This is a genomic window from Agromyces excoecariae, assembly GCF_051715505.1.
Taxonomy (GTDB): Bacteria; Actinomycetota; Actinomycetes; order Actinomycetales; family Microbacteriaceae; genus Agromyces.
In genome coordinates, this window is the sequence record NZ_JBPSLA010000004.1 from 61,073 (window position 1) to 86,799 (window position 25,727).

Consider the following 25,727-nt stretch of genomic DNA (forward strand, 5'->3'; position numbering starts at 1 on the left):
CAGGATGAAGGACTTCTCCGCCGACACGCCGGCCGGGGCGGCCGACATGCCGCCGGGTGGGAGTGGACTCCTTCATCGTGAACGCAAGCCCGCGCGCTCGGACCGCGGGGCAGACCGACAGAACCACTCAGGAGGACACCGTGACGCTCGTCGCCGGAGTCGACTCGTCGACCCAGTCGTGCAAGGTCGTGATCCGGGATGCCGCGACCGGGAAGCTCGTGCGCTCCGGCCGCGCAGCGCACCCCGACGGCACCGAGGTCGACCCCGCCGCATGGTGGGGCGCGCTGCTCACGGCGTTCGCCGATGCCGGCGGGTTCGAGGGCGTCGCGGCGATCTCGATCGCGGGCCAGCAGCACGGCATGGTCGTGCTCGACGAGGAGGGCCGCGTCATCCGCCCCGCCCTGCTCTGGAACGACACCCGTTCGGCGCAGGCCGCTCGGGACCTGATCGACGAGGTCGGTGCGCCGGCGTACGCCGAGCGCACGGGCGTCGTGCCCGTGGCCTCGTTCACCGCGACGAAGCTGCGCTGGCTGCGCGACGCCGAACCCGAGAACGCGGCGCGCGTCGCCGCCGTGGCACTCCCCCACGACTGGCTCACCTGGCGCCTGCGCGGCTTCGGGCCGGCCGGCGAGTCGCCGCTCGGACCGGTGCTCGACGAGCTCAGGACGGATCGATCGGATGCGAGCGGCACCGCGTACTGGGGCACCGGCGGCTACGACCGCGAACTGCTCGTGCGCGCGCTCGGTCACGATGCGATCCTGCCGCGCGTGCTCGGTCCCGGTGAGGCGGCCGGGCGGACGCCCGACGGCATCCTCGTCGGCCCCGGCGCCGGCGACAACGCCGGTGCCGCGCTCGGACTCGACGCCGCATCCGGCGACGTCGTCGTCTCGATCGGCACGAGCGGCACGGTGTTCGCGGTGACGGATGTCGCCGTCGCCGACACCTCGGGCACCGTCGCGGGGTTCGCCGACGCGACCGGCCGGTTCCTGCCGCTCATCGCGACGCTGAACGCCGCACGAGTGCTCGACGCCACTGCCGGGCTGCTCGGCGTCGACCACGCCGAACTCGGGCGGCTGGCGCTCGAGGCCGAACCCGGAGCATCCGGCGCCGTGCTCGTGCCGTACTTCGAGGGAGAGCGCACGCCGAACCTGCCCGAGGCGACCGCCGCGTTCTCGGGGCTCACGCTCGCGAACACGACCCGTCCGTCGTTCGCGCGCGCCGCGGTGGAGGGGCTGCTCTGCGGGCTCGCCGACGGGCTCGACGCGGTGCGCACCCAGGGCGTCGACGCGCAGCGCATCCTCCTCATCGGCGGCGCGGCCCAGAATCCCGCGGTGCAGCTCGCGGCCACGCAGGTCTTCGACGTGCCGGTCGTGGTGCCGACGCCCGGGGAGTACGTCGCGGACGGTGCCGCCCGGCAGGCCGCATGGGTGCTGACCGGCGAGCGGCCGACGTGGCCGATCGAGGCGGGCGACCCGTTGCCGGCCGACGAACGACCGGAGATCCGTCGGCGCTACGCCGCGGCGCGGGCCCGCGCGACGGGCTGACGGGACCGCGCCCGGTCCACCGCGCAGGGGTCGCCCGCTCGAGGCGGGATCGCGTATTCTCGCGCCCCGCCCCCCGTTCGTCCACCCCACCGACACCCGTCGCCGGCGCTGGGCTCCGTCGAGGCTCGGCGCGTAGCATGGCGAGTGGACGTCGCCGTCTGACGACGCCCCGCCGACGAGGTAGGAGGACCATGATGATGTCCGAATCCGATGAGGTCCGCGGACCCGATCCCGACGACGTCGAGGGCGAGTACACCGACGTCGAAGGCGAAGCACCGCGGAAGCGCACCGTCGAGGGCGAGTACACGCGCTCCGACGGCGTCGTGGAGGACGAATCGGTGGTCGGCGACTACACGTCGACCGCGGAGCACCCCGAGACCCACCCGGCGTCCGAGGAGCACGGCGACTACACGCGCGAGGACGAGCGGCCGAAGCCGCACCCGGGGATGCACAAGGGCTGAGCGCCCGGCAGCGGCCGACCGGGAGCTCGCGCGATCATCCGAGTGATCGCGCGAGCTCCGCTCCCGCCGCCTCGAGCCAGCGCAGCGGGTCGGCCATCGCGGCCGCTCCCCCGCCGGCGAGGTCGGTGAGCGAAGCGGATGTCGCGTAGCCCGACGTGTCCGCGTCGACCGCGCCGGCCACGAGGGCGACGGGCACGCCCGCGGCATCCGCCCGCGCGGCGACCTCGCTCGGCACCTTGCCGGCGGCGGACTGACCGTCGAAGCGCCCCTCGCCCGTGATCACGAGCGAAGCGCCGTGGAGTGCCGCGGTGAGCCCGATCGCATCGGCGACCGCCGCCGATCCCCCCGCCATGTGCGCACCCCACACGAGCAGCCCGAACCCGGTGCCGCCCGCCGCCCCCGCGCCGGCCGCGTCGGCGAAGGCCGCCCGGTCGGGCATGGCGCGTACGAGGCGGCCGAGGTTGCGCTCCATCGGCTCGATCAGCTCGGGCGTCGCACCCTTCTGCGGGCCGAAGATCGCGGCCGCACCGAACGGCCCGAACAACGGGTTCGTCACGTCGCTGAGGATCGCCGCGCCGCCCGGCGGTCGCTCGCGGAGCCCCGAAAGGTCGACTCGCGCGATCGAACCGAGCCCGCGATTGCCGTTCGGAACGGGCCGGCCGTCGCCGTCGAGGAACCTGCCGCCGAGCGCGGCGAGCGTGCCGGCCCCGCCGTCGGTCGAGCAGCTGCCGCCGATCGCGAGCAGCACCCGGGTCGCGCCGGCGTCGAGCGCCGCGGCGATCGCCTGGCCGAAGCCGACGGTGTGCGCGTCGAGCGGGCGGAGCGGGTCGCAGAGCGTGATGCCGCTCGAGAGGGCGAGTTCGACGAGCGCACCGCCGTCGGGCAGGCGCAGCCACGCGGCATCCACCGGCCGGTCGTCGGGCCCCTGCACGGTGACGGCCACGCGCTGCGCGCCCGGCACCGAGGCGGCGAACGCATCGAGCGTGCCCTCGCCGCCGTCGGCCATGGGCTTCACGACGAGCTCGTCGTCGGGCGCGACCGAGTGCCAGCCGCGCGCGAGCGCCTCGGCGGCCTCGGCGGCGGTCGCCGTGCCCTTGAACGAATCGGGCGCGAACACGATCCGGCGTGCGGCCATGGGAACCTCCTCGTCGGGCTGCATCGTACGGCGATCAGTCGACGAGCACCATGGCCCAGTCGAACGCGCCGAGCTCGACCCCCTCGACGCGCTCGCCGCTCACGGCGTCGGTGCCGACGAGGTCGACGGATGCCTCGGGGCCGCCGTGGTTCACGACGGTGACGAGCCGTCCGCGGCGGGCCGCCTCGACGTGATCGGGAAGCCCCGCGACGACGGGCTCCACTCCGGTCGCCGCGAGCAGGTGGTCGACGACGGACTGCACGCCCGCCTCGTCGGGCACGGTCGCGAGGTAGCGCGCGGTGCCTGCGCCGGCCGCGCGCGCCGTCAGCGCGGGGTCGCCGCTCCGGCGTCCGCCGGCGAACGCGGCCTCGACGCGGGCGTCGGCGACGACGACGTGGACCTCCTCGGCGAGCAGGGTCCCGACGCCGGAGATCGCGGCACCGGAGGCGGCCGCGCCGTCGCCCGTGGCATCCGTCGCCGCGGCCGCCCCCGCCCCGGCGAACGGCGCGACCCGCTCCCCCGGCACCCCGTCGGCGGCATCCGGCGCGACGAGCGCACCGAAGTCCTCGATGCGGATGCCGCAGAGCGGGCCGAGCTGCGTCGCGAACCCGCCGTCGCGGAAGCGGTCGGCCTCGTCGACGATGTCGCTGAACGGACCGACGAGCAGGTGCCCGCCGCCCTCGACGAACGAGGTGAGCGCGGCGGCATCCGACTCGCGCACCAGGTAGAGCAAGGGCGCGATCGCCACGTCGTAGCCCTCGCCGACGCGCGAGGCGGGCACGACGTCGACCTGCACGTGGCGGCGGTGCAGCGCGCGGTACCAGCGCTGGATCACGGCGACGTAGTCGAGCGCGTTCTGCGGGTGGTCGGGCGCCTCGACGGCCCACCAGTTCTCCCAGTCGAACACCAGCGCGACGCGCGCGTCGCGGGCCGTCTCGGCACCGGCCGGAAGCGCGGGCAGCGCGGCCAGCGCCTCGCCCAGCGCGACCGCCTCGCGCCAGGTTCGCGTCTCGGTGCCCGCGTGCGGGAGCATCGCGGAGTGGAACTTCTCGGCACCCGCCCTGGACTGCCGCCACTGGAAGAACAGGATGCCGTCGGCACCGCGCCCGATCGCCTGCGCGCTGAGCGCCGCCATCTGCCCCGGCGCCTTCGGTGCGTTCGTCGGCCGCCAGTTCAGGGCGTTCGTCGACTGCTCCATGAGGATCCACGGCACCTCGGGCTTCAGCGAGCGGACGAGGTCGCGCTGGAACGCCGCCGCGCGGAACGAGTCGGGGTCGTTCGGGTCGGGGTAGCAGTCGTCGCTGATGACGTCCATGTGCTCGGCCCATCCGGCGTAGTCGGCCGGCTTGAAGGCGCCCATGAAGTTCGTCGTGATCGGCTGGGTCGCCCCCGCCGCGCGGAGGATCTCGCGCTCCATGAGGTAGCACTCGAGCAGCATGTCGCTCGTGAACCGGCGGAAGTCGAGCTCCTGCCCCGGGTTGCGCGAGTAGGGCGCCTTGCGCGGCGGGAACACCTCGTCGAAGGCCTGGTACCGCTGCGACCAGAAATCCGTGCCCCAAGCGCGGTTGAGCGCCTGCACGTCGCCGTAGCGACCGGCGAGCCAGCGGCGGAACGCGTCGCGCGCGGCATCCGAGTAGTCGGCGTTGAGGTGGCATCCGTACTCGTTGTTGACATGCCACATGACGACCGCGGGGTGGTTCGCGTACCGCTCGGCGAGCGCGGTGACGAGCTCGGCCGCGAGGCGGCGGTAGACCGGCGACGACGGGGCGAACTGCTGGCGACTGCCCGGCCAGTAGGTGGCGCCGTCCTCGTCCTGCGGCAGCATCTCGGGGTAGGCTGCGGTCGCCCACGGCGGGGGCGACGCGGTCGCGGTGGCGAGGTCGACGGCGATGCCGCCCGCGTGCAACAGGTCGATCACCCGGTCGAGCCATCCGAAGTCGAACTCGCCCTCGCGCGGCTGGATGCGCGACCACGAGAAGATGCCGAGGCTGACCATCGTGACGCCGGCCTCGCGCATGCGCGCGACGTCCTCCGGCCAGGTCTCCTCCGGCCACTGCTCGGGGTTGTAGTCGGCGCCGTAGTGCACGTCGGTCTCCTCGTCGGGTGTCTGGCGGGCGGATGCCTCGGGGGCGCTGCCGCGCATGGGAATCATGCCGCGGGCGCCGACCCCCGAGTGGGAGCCGGCGCCCGCGGGGCCGGATCACGTCAGCCGAGGATCACCTTGGCTTCGGCGAAGAACTGGTCCACGGCCTCGTCGACGGTGATCGCGCCGAGGCCGATCGACTTGCCGAGGTCCCAGAAGGTCTGCTCGAGCGAGCCGTAGCCGACGACGGGAACGGGCGGCGCGTCGCCGATGCGGTCGGCGACCGAGTCGAGGTAGTCCGCGACCTGCGCGTCGACGCCCTCGAGGGTCGTGCCCGCGAGCTTCGTCTCCGATGCCGGGAAGCCGAGCGTGGTGCCGAAGACCTGCCCGGCCTCCTCGCTGTTCACGACGAAGTCGAGCCACATCGCGGCCGCTTCGGGGTGCTCGGTGTCGGCCGAGATCGCCATCTGCAGGCCGGCCTGGCGGTAGAGGTCCTTGCCGCCGGCCTCGTCGATGGGCGGGGCGACCATGGTCACCGACTCGGCGCCCGAGTCGGCGAGGTAGCCGCCGAGGAAGTTGCTCCAGCTCGCCTCGCTCGCGGTCCGGTTCGAGCCGAAGCCCGAGATCGGCGAGATCTCCTCGAGCTGCTGCTGCGGGATCGCGACGCCGTCGCGCGCCTCGGCGCCAGAGTTCCAGAAGTCGGCGAGGTCGTCCTCGGTGAAGCCGAGCTCGCCGTCCTCGGTGTACAGGTTGCCGCCCTGCGCCCGCAGCACGTTCTCGAACGTCTGGATGCGCTGGGTCATGTCGGTGCCGCCGTAGACCTCGCCGCCCGTGGCCTCGGTGACCTCGGCCATCCACTCGGTGTACTCGTCGTATGACGTGCCGCCCTCGTAGGGCTCGACGCCCGCGTCGGCGACGAGCTTGTCGTTGAGGAACACGGCCCATGCGCTGTACCCGGTCGGCAGCGAGTACTGCGTGCCCTCGAGCTGGCCGGTCTGCTTGAGGCCGTCGTCGAACGCGTCGAAGTCGATGTAGTCGCCGACCGTCTCGAGGTCGAGGAGCAGTCCCGGCTCGGCGTATTCGCGCAGGTAGGAGTCGGAGAACTGCCACACGTCGGGCAGGCCGCCGCCCGCCGCCTCGGTCTTGCGCTTCTCCCAGTACGACGGGAAGTCGGTGAAGGTGCCGTCGATGGTGATGTTGGGGTGTTCGGCCTCAAACGCCTCGATGAGCTGCCCGTATCGGTCGGCGCGGTCGTCGTTGCCCCACCAGGTGAAGTTCAGCGTCACCTCCTCCTCGGGGTCGTACTCGCCGCCGGCGTCGCCGCCGCCCGCGCAACCGGTCAGGGCGAGGGCCGCAGCCCCCGTGATCGCCGCGGCGGTGAGCCAGTGGCGGCCGTTCTTCCTCGTGAACATCGTCGTCCTCCGTGCAATGGGGGTGAGAGGTGCTGCGCTTTGGGAAAGCGCTTCCCCGCAGAGTAGCGTGCAACGTTTCACTCGTCAAGGCCGGAATCTCGCCGATGCCCCGGCCCTGCCAGGCCCTGCCCGGCCCGGCCCAACCCGGGCCGGCCCCTGGCCCACTCCCGTCCCGCTCCCCATCCCGCTCCCCATCCTGCTCACGTCCCGCTCCCCACCCCATCGCTTCGGGAGGAACTTCTGCCCGACACGCCGCCGAGCGCAGGCCGACACGCCGCGCGCCGGCGCGATATTCCTCCCGACAGGCGCGCCGGGCGTCCGCCCCGGCGCGCCCGACGCCGGGCGTCCGCCCCGTCCGGCAGGCACTCAGCTCGACCTGCCCACCGGACACCGTCGAACGAGGGTCCGCGCGGCGCGCGGGTCCGTCGGTCCGACCGGCGTCGCCCGTGGCGCCCCGGACGCCCGTCGCTGCGGCGCCCCTCCGGCAGGCGCGAGTCAGCCGCCGACGTCGTCCCGATGGCGACGCCGCGGCCGCTCGGGCACCGCCACGATCGCGAGCGCCACGCACCCGAGCGCGGGCACGACGAGGGGGAACAGCTGCCAGGTCACGACCACCGCGAACCCCGCGGAGGCCACGAGGTACGCCGCCCCGACGGGGTCGCCCGCCACGGCGCGCGGCACCGCGCGCAGCGCGCCCAGCCAGCCGAGGTTCGGCGTCCAGAGCCCTGCCGCCGTGAACAGCGCGAGGGCGAGGGCCGCGAGTCCGAGCCAGCCGACGGCCGCGACGACCGGCCCGCCGGGCAGCGCGCCGCTGTTCGCGAGGTCGATGTCGAGCAGCAGCACGAGCACGACCACGGCGGATGCCCCGCCCACGCCGATCCCGCCGAGGAGACCGGCCCGCAGGTCGGCCCAGAACCCACCCAGCCGGGAGCCCTCCGCGAGCAGGTACCGCCGCAGGTGCCGCACGCCGGCGGCGAGCGCCGCGGGGAGGGTCACGAGCGGGATCGACACGAGCGCGACGAGCACCCCGACGAGGAGCACCTCGCCGAGCAGCGCGAACGCGCTCGTCGCGCCGGGGAAACGGGCGGGCGCCGCGCCCGAGCGGACCGGACCTGAGCCCGACCGCTCGGCGCGACGCGCGTCGCGTTCTGCGCGACCGCCTGCCCGTGACATCCGCTCGCTCCTAGCCCTTGAGGCCCTGGGTGGCGACGCCGTCGACGAGGAAGCGCTGGAAGACGATGAAGAAGATCAGGATCGGCAGCAGCGCGAGGAAGGAGACCGCGACGGTGGCGCCGTAGTCCGACGTGGACGTCTGGTCGTTGTACAGGCGCAGGGCGACCGGGAGCGGGTACTGCTCGGGGCTGTTGACGTAGAGCAGCGGGCCGAGGAAGTCGTTCCAGGTCCAGATGAAGGTGAAGATCGCGGACGTGATCAGGGCGGGCTTGATCAGCGGCAGGATGATCGAGAAGAACGTGCGCCAGTGCCCGGCGCCGTCGATCTTCGCCGCCTCGTCCATGTCGCGCGGGATGTTGCGGATGAACTGGACGATCAGGAACACGAAGAACGCCTCGGTCGCGAGGAACTTCGGCAGGATCAGCGGCCAGTACGTGTCCACGAGTTCGAGCTTCTGGAACATGATGTACTGCGGGATGATCACGACGTGGAACGGCAGCAGCAGCGTGCCGATCATCGCGGCGAACAGGATGCCGACGCCCTTGAACTGCACCCGGGCGAACGCGTACGCGGCCAGCGCCGATGAGAACAGGGTGCCGATCACGGCCATCACGGCGATGAAGGTCGAGTTCGCGAAGAACCGCCAGAGCGGCACGCCCGCGATGCCCTCGAGCACCTTGAAGTAGTTGTCGATCGTGGGGTTGTCGGGGATCAGGCCCGGGTTCTGGCCGAACTCGCTCGAGGGCTTGAACGTGGCGATGAAGAGCCACACGAGCGGGTAGAGCACGATCGCGGTGAGCGCGGCGAGCACCACGAACCAGATGATCGTGTTGATCGTCTTGCGCTTGATACGACGCCGCTCGGGCGCCGGCTTCTGCTCGAGCTCGATCTCGAGGAACTCGGGACGGGCGATCTCGCTGGTCGACGTCGTCATCGGTTGTCTCCCGCGTAGTGGACCCACGACTTCTGGGTCTTGAAGAGGATGGCGGCGATGATCGCGACCACGATCACGAGGACCCACGCCATCGCGGCGGCGTAGCCCATCTGCAGGTCGGCGAAGCCGCGCTTGTACAGGTAGACGGTGTAGAAGTTCGTCATGCCGGCCGGGCCGCCCGAGCCGTTGGAGATGATGTACGCCGATGCGAACACCTGGAACGCGTTGATCAGCTCGAGCAGCAGGTTGAAGAAGATCACGCTCGAGAGCATCGGGAAGGTCACCGACCGGAACTTCCGGATCGGGCCGGCGCCGTCGACCTCGGCCGCCTCGTAGAGCTCGCGCGGCACCTGCTTGAGGCCGGCGAGGAAGATCACCATCGGGGCGCCGAACTGCCACACCGCGAGCAGGATCATCATCGGCAGCACCAGGGCCACGTTGCCGACCCAGCCGCCGATGTCGACGCCGAAGAAGCTGAGGGTGTTGTCGACCGGTCCGTCGGTGGAGAACATCGCCCGCCACACGATCGCGACCGACACCGACGCGCCGATCAGCGATGGGGCGTAGAACGACGAACGGAAGAACGTCGACCCGCGGTCACGGTAGTTCAGCAGCATCGCCACGCCGAGCGCGGCGGCCAGCTTGATCGGGGTGCCGACCAGCACGTAGACCAGCGTGATCTGCACCGACTGGATGTACTGCGGGTCCTCCGTGAACATCCGGACGAAGTTGTCGAACCCGATCCACTCGGGTTCGGTGAAGAGGTTGTACTTCGTGAACGCGAGGTACAGCGAGTAGATCATCGGCCCGAGGGTGAGGCCGAGGAAGCCGATCATCCACGGGAGGAGGAAGGTGTAGCCCGTCGCCGTCTCGCGACGGTTGCGGACCTTCAGTCCGTGCCGCGTGGGGGTCTCGGGGCCGCGACGGCCCAGGAGGCGCGGACGCTTCTCCTGATCGGCCGTGACGATGGCTCTCGTCAGGGTGGTGCTCATGGTCTCTCTCCCGGTTCCGTGCCGAGGGTACCCCGGGTCCGGGCCGTCTGGGCCCGGACCCGGAGGATCCCTACTGGTTCAGGACGACGTCCATCTCGGAGAAGAACTGGCTCACGGCCTCGTCCACGGTGAGGGTGCCGAAGCCGAGCTCGGTGCCGAGCTGGCGGAACTTCTCCTCGAGGGTGCCGTAGCCGACGATCGGCACGGGCGGGGCGTCGCCGAGGCGGTCGCTGATCGACTCCTCGTAGGCGCGGATCTGCTCGCCCATCGGGTCGAGCTCAGCGCCCTCGAGCATGGTCTCCGACGCGGGCAGGCCGCGGTTCGTGCCGAAGATCGCACCCGCCTCGGGGCTGTTCACGAGGAAGTTGACGAGCGTGGCAGCGGCCTCGGGGTGGTCGGTCGTCGCGGCGATCGAGTGCAGCATCGAGGGCTTGAGGTAGAGGTCCTTCGCGTCCTCCTCGGTGACCGGCGGGGCGATGAGGCCGAGCTCGGTGTAGCCCTCGCCGAGGTTGCCGAGGTAGCCGGCGCCGAAGTTGTCCCAGGTCAGCTCGCTCGCGGTCTTCGCCGCGTCGAAGCCCGAGACCGGGTAGATCTCCTCGAGCTGCTGCTGGCTGATGACCGTGCCGTCCTCGCGGATCGAGTCGCCCTGCTCCCAGAAGGCCGCGAGGTCCTCCTCGGTGAAGTTCGGCTCGCCCTCGTCGGTGAAGAGGTCCTCGCCCGCGGCACGCCGCTGGATCTCGAAGTTCTGGATGCGGCCCGTCCAGTCGGTGCCGCCGTAGACCGCCCCGCCGGATGCCTCGGTGACCTCGGCCATCCAGTCGTTGTAGTCCTCCCAGCTGCCGCCGGCGAAGTCGTCGACGCCGGCCTGCTCGAGCAGGACCGGGTTGGTGAACATGCCCCACGCGTTGGTGGAGGTCGGGATGCCGGTGGTCTCGCCGTTCACGACACCGATCGAGAGGATGTTCTCACTCAGCGGCTCGGTGTCGATGATGTTGCCGAGGTAGGGCTCGAGGTCGAGCAGGAGGCCGTTCTCGGAGTACTGGCGGAGGTAGGAGTAGTCGAACTGCATGACGTCGGGGAGGCCGCCGCCGGCCGCCTCGGTCTGCCGCTTCTCCCAGAACTCGGGGAAGCCGAGGAAGGAGGAGTTGACCGTGATGTTCGGGTACTCCTCGTTGAACGCTGCGATCGCCTGGTCGTACAGGTCGGCGCGCACGTCGTTGCCCCAGAACGCGAGGTTGAGCGTCACTTCCTCATCGGGGTCGTAGGTCGCGGCCGGCTGGGAGCCGCCGGAGCAGCCCGTCAGCACGAGCGCCGCGCTCGCCGTGACCGCCGCTGCGGCGAGGGCCGCGCGTCGGGTGCGGATGTTGAACATCGTTGTCCTCCCGGAAACGTCTCTGTCTGCCTGGTGCATTCACGCTGGGTGGGAAAGCGCTTCCCCAAATGTAGCCCCATCGACGCCAATGGTCAATGCGGCGAGGAAAATCGTTTCAATCCGTGATCGAACCGAGATCGGCTGAAGCATCCCGATCGCACGTCAGGACGCCGTCGACCACCTCGAGCGGGGCGGCGAAGACGGCGCTGCGGCGCGCGGCCGCGGCATCCGTCGACCCCAGTTCCGAGCCGTCCCAGTGCGGGTGCGTGAAGTAGAACAGGATGCCGCGGTCCCGGCCGACCACGACGTCGCCGTGGCGACCGAAGGTCGCGTCCCCGCGCCGCCGACCGGGCGCACCGAGGATCACGTCGTCGGGCCCGCCCTGGCGGACCCAGTGCACCGCATCGGCCGACCGGTACACGCCCATGCCGCGCCACTCGTCGACGAGCATCCACCACCAGCCGCCGAGCTCGAAGACGTTCGGGCCCTCGTGCGGACGCCCGCCGATCGCGCGACCCCCGACCCGCCACGAGCCGGGCGCGAGATCGGCGCTCGCCGCGACCCACGTGGTCGAGTCGTCCGCCTCGTCCTTGAACCACATGCGCCAGAGGCCGTCGGGGCAGCGCGCGACGCACGCGTCGATCACGCGGTCGGAGCCCAACGGGATCTCGCCGACGAGGCGCCACGACGCGAGGTCGTCGCTCCGGTACTCGACGATGCGTCGCGCGTGCCCCTCCCACCGGTCGGGGATGCCGTCGATCACGGTGAGGTACATGCGGTACCGCTCGCCGTCGTGGATCACCTCGGGCGCCCAGTGCGTCTCGCCCCAGGTGCCGTCGCGCTCGCCGAGCCGCAGGTCGTCGACGGTTCCGTCGTAGCGCCAGCGCACCCCGTCGACCGAGCGCGCGACGCCGATGCGGCTGCCGTGCACCCACGCGACGCCGGGCTCGTCGACGCTCGCGCGCCGTTGCGTGAAGAACATCCACCACTCCCCCGTCAGGTGGTGGCGGATCACGGTCGGATCGGTCGCCCCGTCGTGCACGGGGTCGTGGAAGAGGGCGTCGTCGATCGGCCCGCTCATCGCCGCAGGTCGACGATCGGACTCTCCAGGCTGCGCATCCGGTCGGCGTCGTCGCGCAGCGACGCCCGCTCGACGGTGCGCCCGCTCGTCGCCGACGAGTAGATCGCCGTGACGATCTCGAACGAGCGCGCCGGATCGGTCGCCGTCGAGGGCAGCGGAGCGCCGGTGGCGAGCGCGCGGTAGATGTCGCGCACGAGCGGGTCGTGTCCGCTCGGCTCCTCGCCGGCGGGCAGCGCCGACCACGCGTCGACGACGGCCGGGTCGACGCCCGGGGCGGGCGTGATGCGCCAGTGCTCGTGCCCGTGCCCGTAGAGGTGGTCGACCGTGACGGTCGCGAGCTCGGTGTCGATGCGGATCGAGCTCGTCTCGCGGGGCGAGAGCGCACTCGTGACGACGGATGCCACGACGCCGCTCTCGAACGCGACGGTCGCCGTCGAGACGTCCTCCATCTCGGTCTCGCGCGCGAGCCGCCAGAGCTGCCCGTTCACGCTCGCCCAGTCGCCGAGCAGCCACGCGAGCAGGTCGATCTGGTGGATGCCGAGGCCGAGCGTCGGCCCGCCGCCCTCGGTCGCCCACTTGCCGCGCCACGGCACGGCGAAGTACTCGGGCGCGCGGTACCAGAGCGTCTGGCACGTCGCGACGAGCGGCCGGCCGAGCGCACCCGACTCGAGCAGGCCCTTCACGTGCGCCGCGGCCGTGCCGGTGCGCTGCTGGAACACGACGGCGAGTCGCCGGTCGTTGCGGGCCGCGGCATCCGTCATCGCCTCGAGCTCGTCGAGCGAGAGGGCCGCGGGCTTCTCGCAGACCACGTGCACGCCCGCATCGAGCGCGGCGATCGCCTGCTCGGCGTGCACGCCGGGCGGCGTGCAGATGTGCAGCACGTCGATGTCGCCGGCCGCGAGGAGCGCGCCGAGGGAGTCGGCGACCGCGGGTCCGCCCCAGCGGTCGGCGAACGCCTGCGCGTGGTCGAGGTGCCGGTCGACCACCGCGACGAGCTCGCCGTCGGGGGTGGCGCGCAGCGCCTGCGCGTGCGCATCGGCGATGGCGCCCGTGCCGAGGATGGCGGCGCGCAGCGGAGTGGTCGGGGTGACCGGGCCGGTCTGCTCGGCCTGGTCGGTCTGGTCGGTCATCGGGCTCCTCCGTGGCGGACGATGTCGGGGTCGAGGGTCGTGTCGTAGCGCTGCAGCCGCCCGCACATGCCGAAGGCGTGGGCGACGGATGCCTCGGCCACGCGCGACTCGGCGAGGCCCGGGTCGCCCCCGCTCGCGAGCGCGTCGAGTCGATGGCCGGTCTCGCGGGCGACGGCGTGCGCACCGGCCTCCCAGCGTGCGCGCCACTCGGAGACGCGCGGCCGAGCCAGGTCGGACGCGCGGGCGTGCAGGCACGTGAGGCGCTCCGGGTCGACGGTGCCGTCGCCCCGGAACAGCGCGAGGTACCCCTCGACCGCGAGGTCGCGGCGCGCGTGCGCGGCGGCGAGGCGATCGGCGTCGGATGCCTCGGGGCCCGGCAAGCGCGCGGCATCCGCGTACCGGTCGGGGTCGGCGAGCACGTCGTCGGGGAAGGTCATCACGGCGTCGCCTGCCTCCGGCAGGCCCGCGTTCTGCATGATGACGCGCACCTCGAGCGCGCCGTCGTTGATCGCGCGATGGATGACGCCCGGCGCGAACCAGACGAGGTCGCCCGGCGAGAGCGCGCGCTCGTCGAACACGCCGGCGCCGTCGATCGTGTGGAGCCGCCCGCGTCCGGCGACCACGAGGTACGCCTCGGCCGACACGAGGTGCAGGTGGGGCGCGCCGCCCGCGAGGCCGTCGGGTGCGACGCCGTCGTAGACCTGGAGGGCGCTGACCGAGGTCGCACCGGGGAAGGCGGGGGTGGTCACGGCGCGCCCGGGCTCTCCGCGCCGCCGGGCACGGCGGCGACGCCTGCGGTGCCTCGGAGCCCTGCGGGATGCGGGCCGAGCAACGCGGGCAACCGCTCGGAGGCCGCGGCCGCGAGCACGCCGGCGCGCGCGGGATCGGCTTCGCCGTCGGCGATCACGACCCCGTACCGCAGCGCCATGGTCGCTCCCGGCTCGATCAGGTGCTCCTCGCTGAAGAACGGCGCGGGGCAGAGGCACGCGAACTCCTCGCTGCGCGCGAACCACTGGGGCGGGTGCTGCAGGTTGCCGGGATCGTCGACCATGACGATGGTCGACGCCGTTCCCGACTCGTCGTGGCGGCCCGTGAAGCCCATCCACGGCGCGCGGGTGCCGCGCAATTCGTCACCGCCCGCGACGCCCGGCGCGAGGACCCGCCCGCCGGTGAAGGAGCGCGGTCCACGCCAGAACAGGCCGCCGTACCCGGCGTTCTCGCGGCCGCGGGTCGTGGGCGAGCCGATCGGGACGGCGCGGCCGGTCGTATCGGTGAGCGCGGTCGCGAAGCCGAGCAGCCACGCATCGTCGGCGATGACGGATGCCGCGAGCAAGCGCACCTCGTGGAAGATCGTCTCGCCCGCCTGGGTGACCCAGTCGAGGCGCTCGCGGATGCGGGCGACGCCGTCGTTCGCGGTGCCGGCGGCCGGGGCATCCGCCTCACCGGTCTCGAACGCGACGTGCCGCTGCTCGCCGTTGTTCGGCAGCTGCACGTAGCCCTCGCCGCGCACGAACGTCGGCCCGCCCCAGAAGTTCTCGTCGCCGACGACGGGCAGCGACCAGGCGATGCCCTTGTGCCACACGTGGTCGTGCGGGCGGTACAGCGAGACGGTCTCGCCGCCGAGCGTGCGGATCGGGCTGAGGTACGGGCGCGGCGACTCGAACGTGGGGTGGTCGGGGCGGAAGACGTACTCGGCGAGCACCTCGCCGTCGGCGTGGATCATCAGGCGGTCGTCGTCGCTGGCGATGCGGAGGTCGGGCATCGGGCTCCTTCGGGTTCGTCGTCGATCCGGGATGCGGCGGTGGGGCTCTCGCTGTGGCGGTCGCTCGCCTTTGGAAAGCGCTATCCCAAGCCTACACCGTCATCCGGGATCGCGAACGAGCGCCCGGAACCCCGCCGGCGCCGGGAACACGACGGCGAAGAACTCCTGCGGCGCGCCGACGGCCTGCGCTGCCCAGTCGTCCTTCTTCAGGCGGATGCCGCGGGGCGACGCCTCGAGGATCCGCACCCGGATCCACTCCCCCGTCTCCAGCCGCAGCTCGTGTGGCTCGCCGAGGTAGCCGATGCCCAGCGCGTCGAGCACCTCCTCGGCCTCGAGCCAGTCTAGCGGCCCGGCGCGCGGGCGACCGAGCAGGTCGATCACGACGAAGCCGTCGCCGGCAGGCTCCATCCAGCCGAGCAGTTCGCCGTCGATGCCGCGCCGGTGCTCGATCCAGTCCGGGTCCATCGAGCCAGTGTCGCACGGCCGCTCGACCGAGGGTCGGCCCGGGTCGAGCGTGCGGATGCCGGCGACCTCAGCGCCACGCCTCGGGCGACCCGGCATGCGGCCGACCCCGCCCCCTGGACCTGCCGCGCCGTGCCGTCCGATCCAGCAGGACCATCGACCCCTGCGAGCGAGCCGACGCCGACCAGACTCGGCGCATGCCGTCGCCTCGTCGCATCGCCCTGGCCGTCGCGGTCCCGCTGCTCGCCGGGTTCTCCGCACTGCAGTGGTGCGGTCGCACCGCCGGCTCGACCGCGGCGGAACGCTCGGCACGACTCCCCGGCGACGAGATCGTCGACCGGCCGCAGATCGTCGCAACGCACGCGGCGACGATCGACGCGCCGCCCGACGAGGTGTGGCCCTGGCTCGTGCAGGTCGGCTGGCATCGAGGCGGCTGGTACACCCCGCGCTGGGTCGACGTGCTCCTCTTCCCCGCGAACCGACCGAGCGCGGGCAGCATCCGTCCGGAATTCCAGGGACTCGCCGCGGGCGACTTCATCCCAGACGGCCCACCGGAGACCGAGTGCGGCTTCATCGTGCGCGAGATCGCGCCCGGCGAACTCCTGCTCCTCGAATCGACGACCCACCTGCCCCTGTCGTGGCGGGAGCGCGGGCTCGCCCGGCTGCGCTGGACGTGGTGCTTCCGCCTGGCGCCCGTCGACGGCGGTCGTGCGACCCGCCTCGTCTTCCGGTGGCGTGCGCGCACGGCGCCGTGGTGGCTGACGCTCGGGGCGCACCTGTTCATCGTGCCCGCCGACTTCGTGATGTCGCGGGGAATGCTCCGTGGCCTGAGGGAGCGCGTCGGCGTCGACTGAGCCGACCCCGGAATACCTTGTCGCTCTGCGTCCTAGGCTCAACCATTGACAATATTTCTTGTCAAGCGTAGGTTGACCCCGTGCAGGAGCTTCGGGTACTCGCAGACGGCGACGCCGTGGGGGCCGCGCTCGACCCGATCCGAGCGGCGATCCTCGACGCGCTGGCCGAACCGGGTTCGGCGACGACGGTGGCGGCGAAGATCGGCTCGACCCGGCAAAAGGTGAACTACCACCTGAAGTCGCTCGAAGCACACGGGCTCGTCGAGCCGGTCGAGACCCGCACGTGGGGCGGAATCAACGAACGCTTCGTGCGTCGATCCGCTCGGCACCTCGTGGTCTCGCCGAACGTGCTGCAGCCAGACGCGGTCGATCCGGATGCGGTCGCCGATCGCCTCTCCGCCGCGTACCTGATCGCGGTGAACGCGCGGGCCGTGTCGGAGGTCGGGGCGATCGCGGCCGACGCGCCTCCCGGCACGCGACTGCCGACGCTCACGGTCGACACGGTGATCGGGTTCGCGACGCCCGACGATCGGGCCGCATTCGCCGCCGAACTGCAGTCGGCGATCGCCGCCCTCGTCGCGAAGTACCACCACGACGAGGGTCGACCGCATCGCCTGACCGTCTCGTCCTACCCACGCCCGAAGGAGTCGCCATGACCTCGCCCGATCGACCGGACCGCGTCGAGCACCGGTTGGAACGCACCTACGACCTCGTCGCCACGCCCGAACAGGTGTGGGAGGCGATCGCCACCTCCGACGGGATCTCGTCGTGGATGGCGCCGGCCCGACTCGAACCTCGTGCCGGCGGCGAGATCTCGTTCGAACTGGGCGAGCTCACCTCGACCGGAGTGGTCACCGAGTACGCGCCCAACCGCCGGTTCGCCTACGAGGAGCCGTGGCCGATCGGCACACGACCCGAGGACCTGCCGGCCGACATGGCGGAGTGGTTCGAATCGATCGGCGCCCCGCTCTCCGAGGTCTACGCCGACCTCGACGGGGTCACGCCGATCGCCACGGAGTTCCTGATCGAAGCGGCGTCGGGCGGCACGTGCGTGCTCCGCGTCGTCACCAGCGCCTACGGCAGCGGCGCCGACTGGGAGAACGAGTTCTTCGACCAGATGGTTCGCGACCTCGTTCCGATCCTCGACCGCATCGCGACCCGCTTCCCGGTCGCGGCGGGATGACGGGCGGAGGCGCACCATGACCGCTCGAGCCTCGATCGGCGTCACGCCGATCCGCGTCGCCGACCTGGTCGCCGAGGGCGAGCTCATGCCCGTCTACGTGCACGTCATCGACCATGCCGACGGTCGCGTGCTGGTCGACACCGGCTTCACCGAGGTCCACCCGGCGGCCGCCGACCTCGATCCCCGACCCTTCCCGCTCGACGAGCAGGGGTTCGACCTCGCGAGCGTCGACCTCGTGGTCAACACCCACCTGCACTTCGATCACTGCGGCGGCAATCACCTCTTCCCGGGCACGCCGATCCACGTCCAGCGACGGGAACTCCACGACGCCCGGACGCAGGAGGACTACACGATCCGCGAATGGGTCGACCCGCCGGGCGTGCACTACGTCGAGGTCGGCGGCGAACTCGAGCTGCTGCCCGGCATCCGCCTTCTTCCGGCGCCTGGTCACACCCCCGGCTCGCAGATCGTCGTCGTCGACGGCGCAGATGGCCCGGTCGTCATCGCCGGCGACACCGCAGTGTGGTTCGGCGAGCTCGATGATCCGCAGACCGATGGGCAGCGACTCATCCGCTCGCTGGCTCCCGACCGGGTCTGGCTCGCACACGAGCACGAGCCCTGGCGGCCGAGCGAACGAGCATGATGGATCCATGCCTGCCGTCCACCGTCCCGGCCTCCGGGTCGACTCGAGGCTCACGATCCCCGAGTCGGAGCTGTCGTGGCGGTTCTCGCGATCGTCCGGCCCGGGCGGGCAGGGCGTGAACACCGCCGATTCCCGCGCGGAACTCGTGTGGGATGTCGCCGGCTCGGCGGTGCTCTCCGCACTCCAGCGCGAGCGAGTCCTCGCGGGCCTCGGCAGTCGCGTGACCGACGGCGTACTGACGATCACCGCATCCGAGCACCGCTCCCAGTTGCGCAACCGGGATGCCGCGCGAGCTCGGCTCGCCGCGCTCGTGGCGGACGCGCTGCGCCCACCGGCGCCGGAACGACGACCGACCAAGCCGAGCCGCGGGTCCAAGGAGCGGCGCCTCGAGGCGAAGAAGCGGCGAACCGACGTCAAGCGCCTCCGCCGCCCGCCGGGCGACTGACCCGGTAGCGCTGTACGACCACGCCCGACCGGAACTCCTGGCGATCCACGAGCTCGAGCGGAATGCGTTCGCGGAGCCCGGCGAGGAGCGTCGGCCCGTGTCCGGCGAGGATCGGCTGGACGACGAACACGTACTCGTCGATCAGCCCCAGGTCCGCCAACGCTCGCGGGAGCGTCACGCCACCCACCGACAGGCCCTCGCCCGGTTTCTCCTTGAGTCGCCGGACCGTGGTCTCGAGATCGCCTCCCACCAGCTCGGCATTCCAGTCGACCGCGCTCAGCGTGCTCGACACGACGTACTTCCTCGTGCGGTCGATGGCCTCGGCGAACGGGATCTCCCACTCCCGCATCCAGTCGGGCCACGTGCCCGTGGCCGGCCGCCGCCAGGCCGACTCCATCATCTCGTAGGTCGTCCGGCCGAAGAGCATGGCATCGGCCCGTTCCATCTCAGCGGTCCAGAACCGCATCGATTCCTCATCCGGGGCGACTCCCGCCTCGTGATGGACGCAGCCGTCGAGGGTGACGTTGATCGAGTACCGAAGCGGTTTCATCCCTGAGGCTCCCCTCGTGCACGCAGCGCGACGTGCTCAGACTACGGTCGGCGCCACTTCTCCTCATCCCCCGGCGCCCACCCGCGTCGAGCCGGTGCCGACGCGACGACCTCCGCTTCATTCCGGCGCGGACGGTCCGGCGCCGTCCCGGACGAACGCATCGACCGTAGGGTCGAGCGAATGGACGATCCACCGATGGAGTTGAGCGTGGCCCGGAGGCCCATCGACCGCGAGGACCGCGGCCTGACCATCGTCGGTCTCGTCCTCCTGGTGCCGGTCCTGGCAGCCCTCGCTTGGTATGCCGTCGTCGTGTTCTTCGTCGGCGATCGCTGCACTCCGCCGGTGACCGACTGCAACCGCGACCTCATCCTCGCGGGGCACTACATCTCGAGGTTCGGCACCATCGTGGTCGGCCTCGTCGCGATCGTCAGCTCGATCGCGCTTCTGCGTTCGCGGCGGCGGGCCGCGTGGATTCCCCCCGTCGCGCTCTGCATCGCGCTCGGCGTATTCGCGGCCGGGAACGAGTTCGCGAAGCTCGGCGTCCAACGCTGAGCCCGGGAGTGGTCACGGCGCATGGGGCGTCGCCGCCCCGATCGCTCTGCAGCTCTGGTGGCATTCTTCCGATCTCCCGCTCTCACGACCTGGATCCCTCAACGACACGGTTGGTATGACCGGTTATACTATGGCCATGAAGACTGCGATCTCCATCCCGGATGGTGACTTCGAGCGTTTCGAACGCGTGGCCGCCCGGCACGGCATGAACCGTTCGGAGTTCTTTCGACGCGCTGGCCGTCGCTTCGTCGAGGAACTCGAGGGCGAGGCAGAGCTGACCGCCTTGGCCGACGCGGTCATCGAACGCGTCGGGCAGCCCTCGGCCGACAGCCCGTTCCTCACGGAGTCCGAGCGCCGCATGCTCGAGGCGACCGAGTGGTGATCGCCCACGGCGACGTCGTCTGGGTCGACTTCGGCTCACCGCGGGGATCGGAACCGGCGAAGCGGCGACCTGCCGTCGTGATGCAGGAGGACTGGCTGCTCGCCACGCGGATCGCCACCGTCCTGGTCGTGCCGTTGACGTCGAACGTCGCGTTGGAAGCATTCCCCGGCAACGTGCTCGTGCCCGTCGACGCGTCCGGCCTCGAGAAGGACTCGGTGGCGGTCGTGTCGCAAGTCGGTCCGGTCAGCCGGGAGTTCCTCGACGCGTTCCCGGTCGGGCACCTCCCGAGCTACGTTCAGACGAAGATCGCCGACGGCATTCGCCTCGTCATGGGCATCTGAGCCGCGACCACACTGTCGATTCGCTTACGATCGTCAATCGCTACGCATTCGGGAGCGTCGGCACCACTCCAAAGATGAGGAGTGCGCCCCACAGTGCCGTGGAGAGTCCAGCAATGATGTAGATCACTCCCATCGTTCTGTACCAACGCTCGAGGCCCTCGACCGACGTTTCTCCGTGGACCATGCGAAGGAATCCGTTGCGGTAGTTCCTTCGCGCCAACGCGAGTGCGCGCCAACGCATCCACGCGCCAACCCCGATGATCAGACCGGGGAACACGATCGCGGCGAGCACGGACGACTGCATGTCGGAAGCGTAACGGCAGCGCGATCGTGCCCGGCGCGCCCGTGAGCCGGTCCTTAGGAGGCCGTGCTAAGACGCCGTGCCTCCCAGCCTGCGCCTCGTTCCCAGCACAGGACCTCGTGGCCAAATCCGCTCGTGACCCAGAGGTGAGTCAACCGATCCGGTGCCTGAGGGTCAGTCCAAGGCGTGCGCTCCGGCATCGCGAGCTCGAGGTAAGCGGCGTCCGTGAGTCCACCTTGTCCCACAACCAGGAACAGGTGCCGCTCGTCCGCTTCGACGGGGAGCAGCTTCGAGAGCTTACGGGCAATCAGGTCGTGGGATGCGACCGCATCGCGCACCGCCTCCCCAATCGGATCGCTGTCGGCTGCCCACACCGCGGTCGCCCCGCGTGAGAGATGGATCCTCCCGGAGCCTGCGCCATGCGTACGCCCGAATGGTGTGAACTGGACTGTCGAAGTCTCCATCGCCCATCGCAGCGCCGGGCGCTCGATGGTCAGCTCGAGAGGAAGCTTGTGGAGTTGGTCGACACCGAGATGCTCCATCGTTGTGAGCACTTCGGGATAGTGCTCCACGAGCGCGGGAAGCTCGCGCGCGTCGTCGATGACGATGGACCAGTCCCACGTCCCCACCGGGTCAAGCTTGCGCCCGCGCTGGCGGAGCAACGCGTCCAGGCGTCGGCTTTCGGTCGTGACCAGTTCAGTGACCTCGACCGCGCCCTCGCGGCCATCGCGATAGAGGAGCCTGCCGTCGACGGTTCCTGCCGGTGCCGGGGTGATGTCCGCCGCTTCGACGTCCGCGTCCAGCACATCGGACAGCACCGCGAATGCCCACTGCTCGGACTCGTTGAGGCCGCTGCCCGTCATGCGGCAGAGCCTAACCCGCGCGCAGCCCCGGATCCCTCGCTGCGACTGTTGACACCGCTGTGACCCTCACGAAATGCTGACGCGATGAGTGCTCCCGAGACCGAGCAGAAGCACCCAGTAGCGACCGCCGCATTCTGGGGTGCCGTGACCGCCCTCACGCTCTTCGGGCTCTGGGCCGCTGTCCTCCTTCCGTTGATCTCAGTTCGGCCGGTGCTACTCCCCGCTGGCGCCATCGCCCTCATCGTCGCGACCGTGATGACCGTGGTCTACACGCGCACCGCTCGCCGGTGAGTCGACGGCAGAGATCAAACACGATCCCTCAGCGCTCCGTTGGCGACTGCATGACACCGGATGTGGCTCGAGAGGTCGCGTTGCTTCTGACCCATCTGTCGAACTCTTCTGCATAATCACGCGCGGTGACGGGGATCGCGCTGCCCATCGCCCGGACTAGGCAGGCCTCTAGAGCTTCGCTCGGCCCTTCGTCCATCAGCATCAACGCTTCAGCTCGCGAAAAGAAGATCCCTTGGTGCTCGCGCTTCATCAGTCCAAGGTCGCCGGACTCGATCCGTTGAAGCATCCCTGCCTAGGCATCATGGAATCCAACGTCGCCCAACCGACATCCTCCATGCGCCGCACCATGTCCGCCACCACGCGGGCAGTGGATGAAGCGTCACTGACTTGCCACCAGCCGTCGACACCTTCCGGCGTACCGGTCGGGTGCACCCGGTCTCGGAACAGCCCGAGGGACTCACTAACCTGCTTCGGCATCCGCGCCCCCAGCCGATGACGCTGCCATCGCAACCATGGCTCGGGAGCGACGGCGATGTTGATAACGCAACAAAGGCTCTGCGCGGTGCTCCACGACGACGATTGGACGTTCACGATCGCCCAATCATCAGTCGGACTGGACTTCCTCCAAGTCGGCACCGACCCCCGATACCCCCGCCGACGAGCGACGGGTCCAAACGCATCTCGCAGGGCAGCCTTCAGGTCGTCTTGGGCAGTCACCGGACAAACATTGCCACAGCTGCGGATGGCGCCGCACGTGGCGCTGGCGTTGAAGCGGAACACTGCAGCCCACCGCCCATTTGCCGGTCCCTCAGCGATTCCTCTGTTCCGCGCGGTCCCGTCAATGGGTGTTGCGCTGGATCGTGCGGTAGACGGTCGCCCGCGACACCTTGAAGATGGCGCTGAGCTCGGCGCTCGTATGGGTTCCGGCTCGGAAGACCTGCATCAGCAGTTCCTGCTGCGCCGCGGACAGCTTCGGCGCCCTCCCGCGCAGCCGGCCCTTCGCGCGTGCGACCTCCATGCCCTCCCGTGTACGTGCCCGGATGAGGTCGGACTCGAACTCGGCCACCATCGCCAGGACGTTGAAGAGCAGCCGACCGACCGGATCGTTCGGGTCGTGGATGGACCCACCGAGGTTGAGCTTGACGTTCTTCGCCGTCAGCTCGTCGACGATGTCCCTCGCATCGCGGAGTGACCGCGCGAGACGGTCGAGCTTGGTGACGACGAACGTGTCTCCGTCGCGGCATGCGGCCATGGCCTGCCGCAGGCCGGGGCGATCGCGATTGGTGCCCGTCAGGCCCTGGTCGGTGTAGATGCGCTCGGCCGTGACGCCGAGCCGTTCGAGGGCCTCGCGCTGCACCGTGAGGTCCTGGTCGTGCGTGGATACGCGCGCGTATCCGATGAGCAACTCGTTCATGCTCGCAGCCTGCGCGGCCGTGGTGACCGCCACAACCGCGCAGCGAACGCCCGGTCGCTTCGGCCTGGCCCACCGTCGTCGCAGTTGCCCCGCCCGCAAGGATTCTCAGTGACGGGACGCCCAATGCAGCGCGGTGTCAGCCCGGCTGCAGCTCGGCGGGTCGCTCGCGCTCCCCCACCACGACCGTCGGCCACCGCGGGTCGACCGTGAGCACCTCGATGCCGCCGGCGCCGACGAGCACCGTGTCCTCGACCTTCGCGCCGACCGCGGTCGGGTTCCAGGCGAAGGCTTGGCCGAGTTGCACGACGTCGGGGACGCCGGGCACCGCGCGCGGGTCGCGGCCGGCGTAGCCGGCCGCGCCACCCTGGTGGTGCCGCGTCCACTCGCGAGGGTCGAAGCCGTGCGAACCGTATGCAGCGGTGCCGGACGCGAAGACGTCGGCGAGCGTCGCTCCCGGCACGGTCGCGTCCAGGAACGCGGCCTCGACGTCGAGGATGCGGCGCGTGGCATCCGTCTCGTCGGGGTCGGGCGCGCCGAACCGCACCCACCGGCTCGCGTTGGCGATGAGGCCGTGGCGGCGCCCGCAGGCGACGAGCATCGCCCGGTCGTCGAGCGGCGCGTCGGTGGGCAGCGGATGCCGGTGGCCCAGCCTCGAGCGCCCGGCGACGAGGGTCACGAGCGGGTCGATCCCGCGCGCAGCGAGGCCGCCGGTCAGGCGAGCGGCCACGGCTCGCTCGGAGTCGGCGGGCGACGCTGCGAGCGCGGCATCCGTCATCACCTCGGCGACCTCGCGGCACAGAACGCGGTAGCGAGCGAGCTCGGCGGGCAGCAGCGAGGCGCGGGCTGCGCGCAGGTCGACGGCCACCTCCGACTCGTCCAGCGCGTCGAAACGTGTCGGCACGAGCGGCTCGTGCCACGCCACGCGCACCACCTCGAGGTCGGAGGCGTCGCCGAGTTCCTCGGCGAGCAGTCGATCGACCTCATTCGCGAACACGTGGACCTCCGTGCCCGTCCGCCGCACGACCACTGCGGCGACCGGGTCGCCCGCGAGCGACACGTGCGTGCGCGCCCCGTCGAGGATCCACGCGACCGAGGCGTGCGACCGCAGCACGACGGCCGAGGCGCCGTGCCGATCGAGCAGCTCGAGCACGCGGGCGCGCTTGGGCGCACGATCGGTCCCGAGAGCGGATGCCGCGTGCGCGGGCGGACTCATGCCGAGGCCCCGCTCGCCGGCGCCGCCGTGCTCTCGCGCGCCTCCAGCCTCGGTCGGTAGAGCACCGTGTGCGGTGCCGGCTCACCGCCGATCAGGGTGCGCAGCCGCACCCACACCTGGGTGCCGATCTCGGTCCGCGGCACCGACATGCTCGTGAGGCGAGGGGTCGCATACCGCGCCATCGGCACGTCGTCGAAGCCCGCGACCGACAGCTCCCCCGGTACGTCGACGCCGAGTTCCCGCAGCCTGGCGAGCAGGCCCAGTGCGACCAGGTCGTTGAACGCGATGACGGCCGTGACCCCCGCGCGGTGCGCGTCGACGACGGCGCCCGCGACCCCCTCGCCGTCCTCCGGTCGCGACCCGCCCTGAATGCGGTCGATCCGGACGGACGGATGCATCGCGAGCGCCTCGTCGATGCCGCGCAGGCGCTCCGCGTTCGACGCGCTCGTCTCCGGACCGGTGACGTACGCGAGGTGCCGGTGCCCGAGCCCGACCAGGTGGTCGACGAGGTCGCGGATGCCGCGGACGTAGTCGACACCGATGATCGGCACGTCGAGGTCGGGCAGCGGGCGGTTCACGACGACGACCGGCGCGACGCGCTCGACGAGCCGGCGCAGCTTCGCCTCCGGCATGCGCGGCGCGCAGAGCACGAGCGCGTCGCAGCGCTGGCGCGCCTCGATCGAGATCACCTCCTCGTCGTCGGCCCGTTCGGCGGTGTCGGCCACGAGCACGCGGTACCCGTCGGCGGCGGCCGCGATACTGAGGCCCTTGAGGATGCCCTGGAACAACGGGTTCTCGAGGTCGGGCACGACCATCGCGACCGTCGTGTTGCGGCCGTGCACGAGGCTCCGGGCGACGAGGCTCGGGGCGTAGCCGAGCGTCGCGATCGACGCCTGCACCTTGCGCACGATCTCGGGGTCGACGCTCGCCCGGCCGTTCAGCACGCGCGACACCGACGCCGGCGAGACGCCGGCGTGCGTGGCGACGTCGGAGATCGTCACGCCCCTGCTGCGCTCGCCCATGCGTTCCCCTCCGGATGCCGCGGTGCGCCTCCTGCGCTCCGTCGCCGTGTTCGTCAGCCGCTCGGGCCCGGTCCCCGAAGCCTCCGGCGTTGAGAAATCGGTTCCTCAGTGTAGCGTCCGAGTTGCCGGGAA

General features: G+C 71.3%; 31 protein-coding genes. 11 read left to right on the plus strand and 20 right to left on the minus strand.

Translation table 11 applies throughout. The features are described 5' to 3' along the window. The first annotated feature begins 140 nt into the window (after positions 1 to 140). Both ACSJD1_RS05045 and ACSJD1_RS05050 read left to right on the plus strand, forming a co-directional pair. Positions 141 to 1,544, plus strand: a complete 1,404-nt coding sequence (locus ACSJD1_RS05045; RefSeq protein WP_438854220.1) for a xylulokinase — start codon at positions 141 to 143, stop codon at positions 1,542 to 1,544. Positions 1,545 to 1,741: 197 nt separating this feature from the next. Then, complete coding sequence (locus ACSJD1_RS05050; protein WP_438854221.1) at positions 1,742 to 2,005, plus strand: hypothetical protein; 264 nt, start codon at positions 1,742 to 1,744, stop codon at positions 2,003 to 2,005. A 34-nt stretch (positions 2,006 to 2,039) separates the two neighbouring features. On the opposite strand, the gene ACSJD1_RS05055 is transcribed toward ACSJD1_RS05050, so the two are convergent. The 12 genes from ACSJD1_RS05055 to ACSJD1_RS05110 form a co-directional block, all read right to left on the minus strand. Beyond that, positions 2,040 to 3,140 (minus strand): glycerate kinase, encoded by a 1,101-nt coding sequence (locus ACSJD1_RS05055; RefSeq protein ID WP_438854222.1) that lies wholly within the window; start codon positions 3,138 to 3,140, stop codon positions 2,040 to 2,042. A 34-nt stretch (positions 3,141 to 3,174) separates the two neighbouring features. Then, positions 3,175 to 5,283 (minus strand): beta-galactosidase, encoded by a 2,109-nt coding sequence (locus ACSJD1_RS05060; protein ID WP_438854223.1) that lies wholly within the window; start codon positions 5,281 to 5,283, stop codon positions 3,175 to 3,177. A gap of 62 nt (positions 5,284 to 5,345) precedes the next feature. Then, positions 5,346 to 6,635: an ABC transporter substrate-binding protein gene (locus ACSJD1_RS05065; protein WP_438854224.1), complete on the minus strand. Its 1,290-nt coding sequence runs from the start codon at positions 6,633 to 6,635 to the stop codon at positions 5,346 to 5,348. 495 nt (positions 6,636 to 7,130) lie between these two features. After that, positions 7,131 to 7,808: a hypothetical protein gene (locus ACSJD1_RS05070; RefSeq protein WP_438854225.1), complete on the minus strand. Its 678-nt coding sequence runs from the start codon at positions 7,806 to 7,808 to the stop codon at positions 7,131 to 7,133. A 10-nt stretch (positions 7,809 to 7,818) separates the two neighbouring features. Further along, positions 7,819 to 8,742: a carbohydrate ABC transporter permease gene (locus ACSJD1_RS05075; RefSeq protein ID WP_438854226.1), complete on the minus strand. Its 924-nt coding sequence runs from the start codon at positions 8,740 to 8,742 to the stop codon at positions 7,819 to 7,821. Beyond that, on the minus strand, positions 8,739 to 9,734 hold the full coding sequence (locus tag ACSJD1_RS05080; protein ID WP_438854227.1) for a carbohydrate ABC transporter permease: 996 nt from the start codon (positions 9,732 to 9,734) through the stop codon (positions 8,739 to 8,741). The genes ACSJD1_RS05075 and ACSJD1_RS05080 overlap by 4 nt, the downstream gene beginning before the upstream one ends. A 70-nt stretch (positions 9,735 to 9,804) precedes the next feature. Beyond that, entirely contained in the window at positions 9,805 to 11,106 is a 1,302-nt protein-coding gene (locus ACSJD1_RS05085) for an ABC transporter substrate-binding protein (protein ID WP_438854228.1), read from the minus strand. Positions 11,107 to 11,221: 115 nt separating this feature from the next. Further along, entirely contained in the window at positions 11,222 to 12,187 is a 966-nt protein-coding gene (locus ACSJD1_RS05090; protein WP_438854229.1) for a glycoside hydrolase family protein, read from the minus strand. Continuing rightward, a complete protein-coding gene (locus ACSJD1_RS05095) occupies positions 12,184 to 13,317 on the minus strand; it encodes a Gfo/Idh/MocA family protein (protein WP_438854230.1) in 1,134 nt (377 codons plus the stop codon). Before ACSJD1_RS05095 ends, ACSJD1_RS05090 begins: the two co-directional genes overlap by 4 nt. Beyond that, positions 13,314 to 14,066: a cupin domain-containing protein gene (locus tag ACSJD1_RS05100; RefSeq protein ID WP_438854231.1), complete on the minus strand. Its 753-nt coding sequence runs from the start codon at positions 14,064 to 14,066 to the stop codon at positions 13,314 to 13,316. Before ACSJD1_RS05100 ends, ACSJD1_RS05095 begins: the two co-directional genes overlap by 4 nt. Continuing rightward, positions 14,063 to 15,079, minus strand: coding sequence for a DUF6807 domain-containing protein (locus ACSJD1_RS05105; RefSeq protein WP_438854232.1), 1,017 nt, complete (start codon positions 15,077 to 15,079; stop codon positions 14,063 to 14,065). The genes ACSJD1_RS05100 and ACSJD1_RS05105 overlap by 4 nt, the downstream gene beginning before the upstream one ends. Before the next feature lie 99 nt (positions 15,080 to 15,178). Further along, the gene (locus tag ACSJD1_RS05110; RefSeq protein ID WP_438854233.1) at positions 15,179 to 15,544 is read right to left on the minus strand and encodes a hypothetical protein; all 366 of its coding nucleotides are present in this window, start codon (positions 15,542 to 15,544) and stop codon (positions 15,179 to 15,181) included. A 194-nt stretch (positions 15,545 to 15,738) separates the two neighbouring features. Here ACSJD1_RS05110 and ACSJD1_RS05115 point away from each other — a divergent pair, with 194 nt between their 5' ends. The 5 genes from ACSJD1_RS05115 (at position 15,739) to arfB (ending at position 18,666) form a co-directional block, all read left to right on the plus strand. Beyond that, complete coding sequence (locus tag ACSJD1_RS05115) at positions 15,739 to 16,395, plus strand: hypothetical protein (RefSeq protein WP_438854234.1); 657 nt, start codon at positions 15,739 to 15,741, stop codon at positions 16,393 to 16,395. An 80-nt stretch (positions 16,396 to 16,475) separates the two neighbouring features. Then, on the plus strand, positions 16,476 to 17,051 hold the full coding sequence (locus ACSJD1_RS05120; RefSeq protein WP_438854235.1) for an ArsR/SmtB family transcription factor: 576 nt from the start codon (positions 16,476 to 16,478) through the stop codon (positions 17,049 to 17,051). After that, a complete protein-coding gene (locus ACSJD1_RS05125) occupies positions 17,048 to 17,578 on the plus strand; it encodes an SRPBCC domain-containing protein (protein ID WP_438854236.1) in 531 nt (176 codons plus the stop codon). Before ACSJD1_RS05120 ends, ACSJD1_RS05125 begins: the two co-directional genes overlap by 4 nt. A gap of 16 nt (positions 17,579 to 17,594) precedes the next feature. Further along, entirely contained in the window at positions 17,595 to 18,221 is a 627-nt protein-coding gene (locus ACSJD1_RS05130; RefSeq protein ID WP_438854237.1) for an N-acyl homoserine lactonase family protein, read from the plus strand. A 7-nt stretch (positions 18,222 to 18,228) separates the two neighbouring features. Beyond that, positions 18,229 to 18,666 (plus strand): alternative ribosome rescue aminoacyl-tRNA hydrolase ArfB, encoded by a 438-nt coding sequence (gene arfB / locus ACSJD1_RS05135; RefSeq protein ID WP_438854238.1) that lies wholly within the window; start codon positions 18,229 to 18,231, stop codon positions 18,664 to 18,666. Here arfB and ACSJD1_RS05140 read toward each other — a convergent pair. Continuing rightward, positions 18,635 to 19,216 (minus strand): dihydrofolate reductase family protein, encoded by a 582-nt coding sequence (locus tag ACSJD1_RS05140; RefSeq protein WP_438854239.1) that lies wholly within the window; start codon positions 19,214 to 19,216, stop codon positions 18,635 to 18,637. The two genes, arfB and ACSJD1_RS05140, sit on opposite strands and share 32 nt — an antisense overlap. 180 nt (positions 19,217 to 19,396) lie before the next feature. Here ACSJD1_RS05140 and ACSJD1_RS05145 point away from each other — a divergent pair, with 180 nt between their 5' ends. The 3 genes from ACSJD1_RS05145 to ACSJD1_RS05155 all read left to right on the plus strand — a co-directional run bounded on the left by ACSJD1_RS05145 (position 19,397) and on the right by ACSJD1_RS05155 (position 20,491). Continuing rightward, positions 19,397 to 19,768 carry a hypothetical protein gene (locus tag ACSJD1_RS05145; protein WP_438854240.1) on the plus strand — a complete coding sequence of 124 codons (372 nt, stop codon included), beginning with the start codon at positions 19,397 to 19,399 and terminating at the stop codon, positions 19,766 to 19,768. Positions 19,769 to 19,904: 136 nt separating this feature from the next. Beyond that, positions 19,905 to 20,150, plus strand: a complete 246-nt coding sequence (locus ACSJD1_RS05150) for a ribbon-helix-helix protein, CopG family (protein WP_438854241.1) — start codon at positions 19,905 to 19,907, stop codon at positions 20,148 to 20,150. Further along, the gene (locus ACSJD1_RS05155; protein ID WP_438854242.1) at positions 20,144 to 20,491 is read left to right on the plus strand and encodes a type II toxin-antitoxin system PemK/MazF family toxin; all 348 of its coding nucleotides are present in this window, start codon (positions 20,144 to 20,146) and stop codon (positions 20,489 to 20,491) included. The genes ACSJD1_RS05150 and ACSJD1_RS05155 overlap by 7 nt, the downstream gene beginning before the upstream one ends. Positions 20,492 to 20,531: 40 nt before the next feature. Here ACSJD1_RS05155 and ACSJD1_RS05160 read toward each other — a convergent pair whose 3' ends face one another. Together ACSJD1_RS05160 and ACSJD1_RS05165 are read right to left on the minus strand one after the other, a co-directional pair. Beyond that, positions 20,532 to 20,795, minus strand: a complete 264-nt coding sequence (locus tag ACSJD1_RS05160; protein WP_438854243.1) for a hypothetical protein — start codon at positions 20,793 to 20,795, stop codon at positions 20,532 to 20,534. Positions 20,796 to 20,848: 53 nt separating this feature from the next. Continuing rightward, positions 20,849 to 21,655 (minus strand): hypothetical protein, encoded by an 807-nt coding sequence (locus ACSJD1_RS05165; protein WP_438854244.1) that lies wholly within the window; start codon positions 21,653 to 21,655, stop codon positions 20,849 to 20,851. An 84-nt stretch (positions 21,656 to 21,739) separates the two neighbouring features. Between ACSJD1_RS05165 and ACSJD1_RS05170 the strand changes: the two genes are divergently transcribed. Continuing rightward, positions 21,740 to 21,946, plus strand: coding sequence for a hypothetical protein (locus tag ACSJD1_RS05170; RefSeq protein WP_438854245.1), 207 nt, complete (start codon positions 21,740 to 21,742; stop codon positions 21,944 to 21,946). Positions 21,947 to 21,974: 28 nt separating this feature from the next. On the opposite strand, the gene ACSJD1_RS05175 is transcribed toward ACSJD1_RS05170, so the two are convergent. From ACSJD1_RS05175 to ACSJD1_RS05195, 5 genes are all read right to left on the minus strand, one after another. After that, positions 21,975 to 22,196 (minus strand): hypothetical protein, encoded by a 222-nt coding sequence (locus tag ACSJD1_RS05175; RefSeq protein WP_438854246.1) that lies wholly within the window; start codon positions 22,194 to 22,196, stop codon positions 21,975 to 21,977. After that, positions 22,196 to 22,726, minus strand: coding sequence for a DUF4304 domain-containing protein (locus tag ACSJD1_RS05180; RefSeq protein WP_438854247.1), 531 nt, complete (start codon positions 22,724 to 22,726; stop codon positions 22,196 to 22,198). The genes ACSJD1_RS05175 and ACSJD1_RS05180 overlap by 1 nt, the downstream gene beginning before the upstream one ends. Positions 22,727 to 22,784: 58 nt before the next feature. Continuing rightward, entirely contained in the window at positions 22,785 to 23,360 is a 576-nt protein-coding gene (locus tag ACSJD1_RS05185) for a recombinase family protein (RefSeq protein WP_438854248.1), read from the minus strand. Between the two features lie 136 nt (positions 23,361 to 23,496). Beyond that, positions 23,497 to 24,573, minus strand: coding sequence for a M24 family metallopeptidase (locus ACSJD1_RS05190; RefSeq protein WP_438854249.1), 1,077 nt, complete (start codon positions 24,571 to 24,573; stop codon positions 23,497 to 23,499). Next, entirely contained in the window at positions 24,570 to 25,652 is a 1,083-nt protein-coding gene (locus ACSJD1_RS05195) for a LacI family DNA-binding transcriptional regulator (RefSeq protein WP_438854554.1), read from the minus strand. Before ACSJD1_RS05195 ends, ACSJD1_RS05190 begins: the two co-directional genes overlap by 4 nt. Positions 25,653 to 25,727 lie beyond the last annotated feature (75 nt).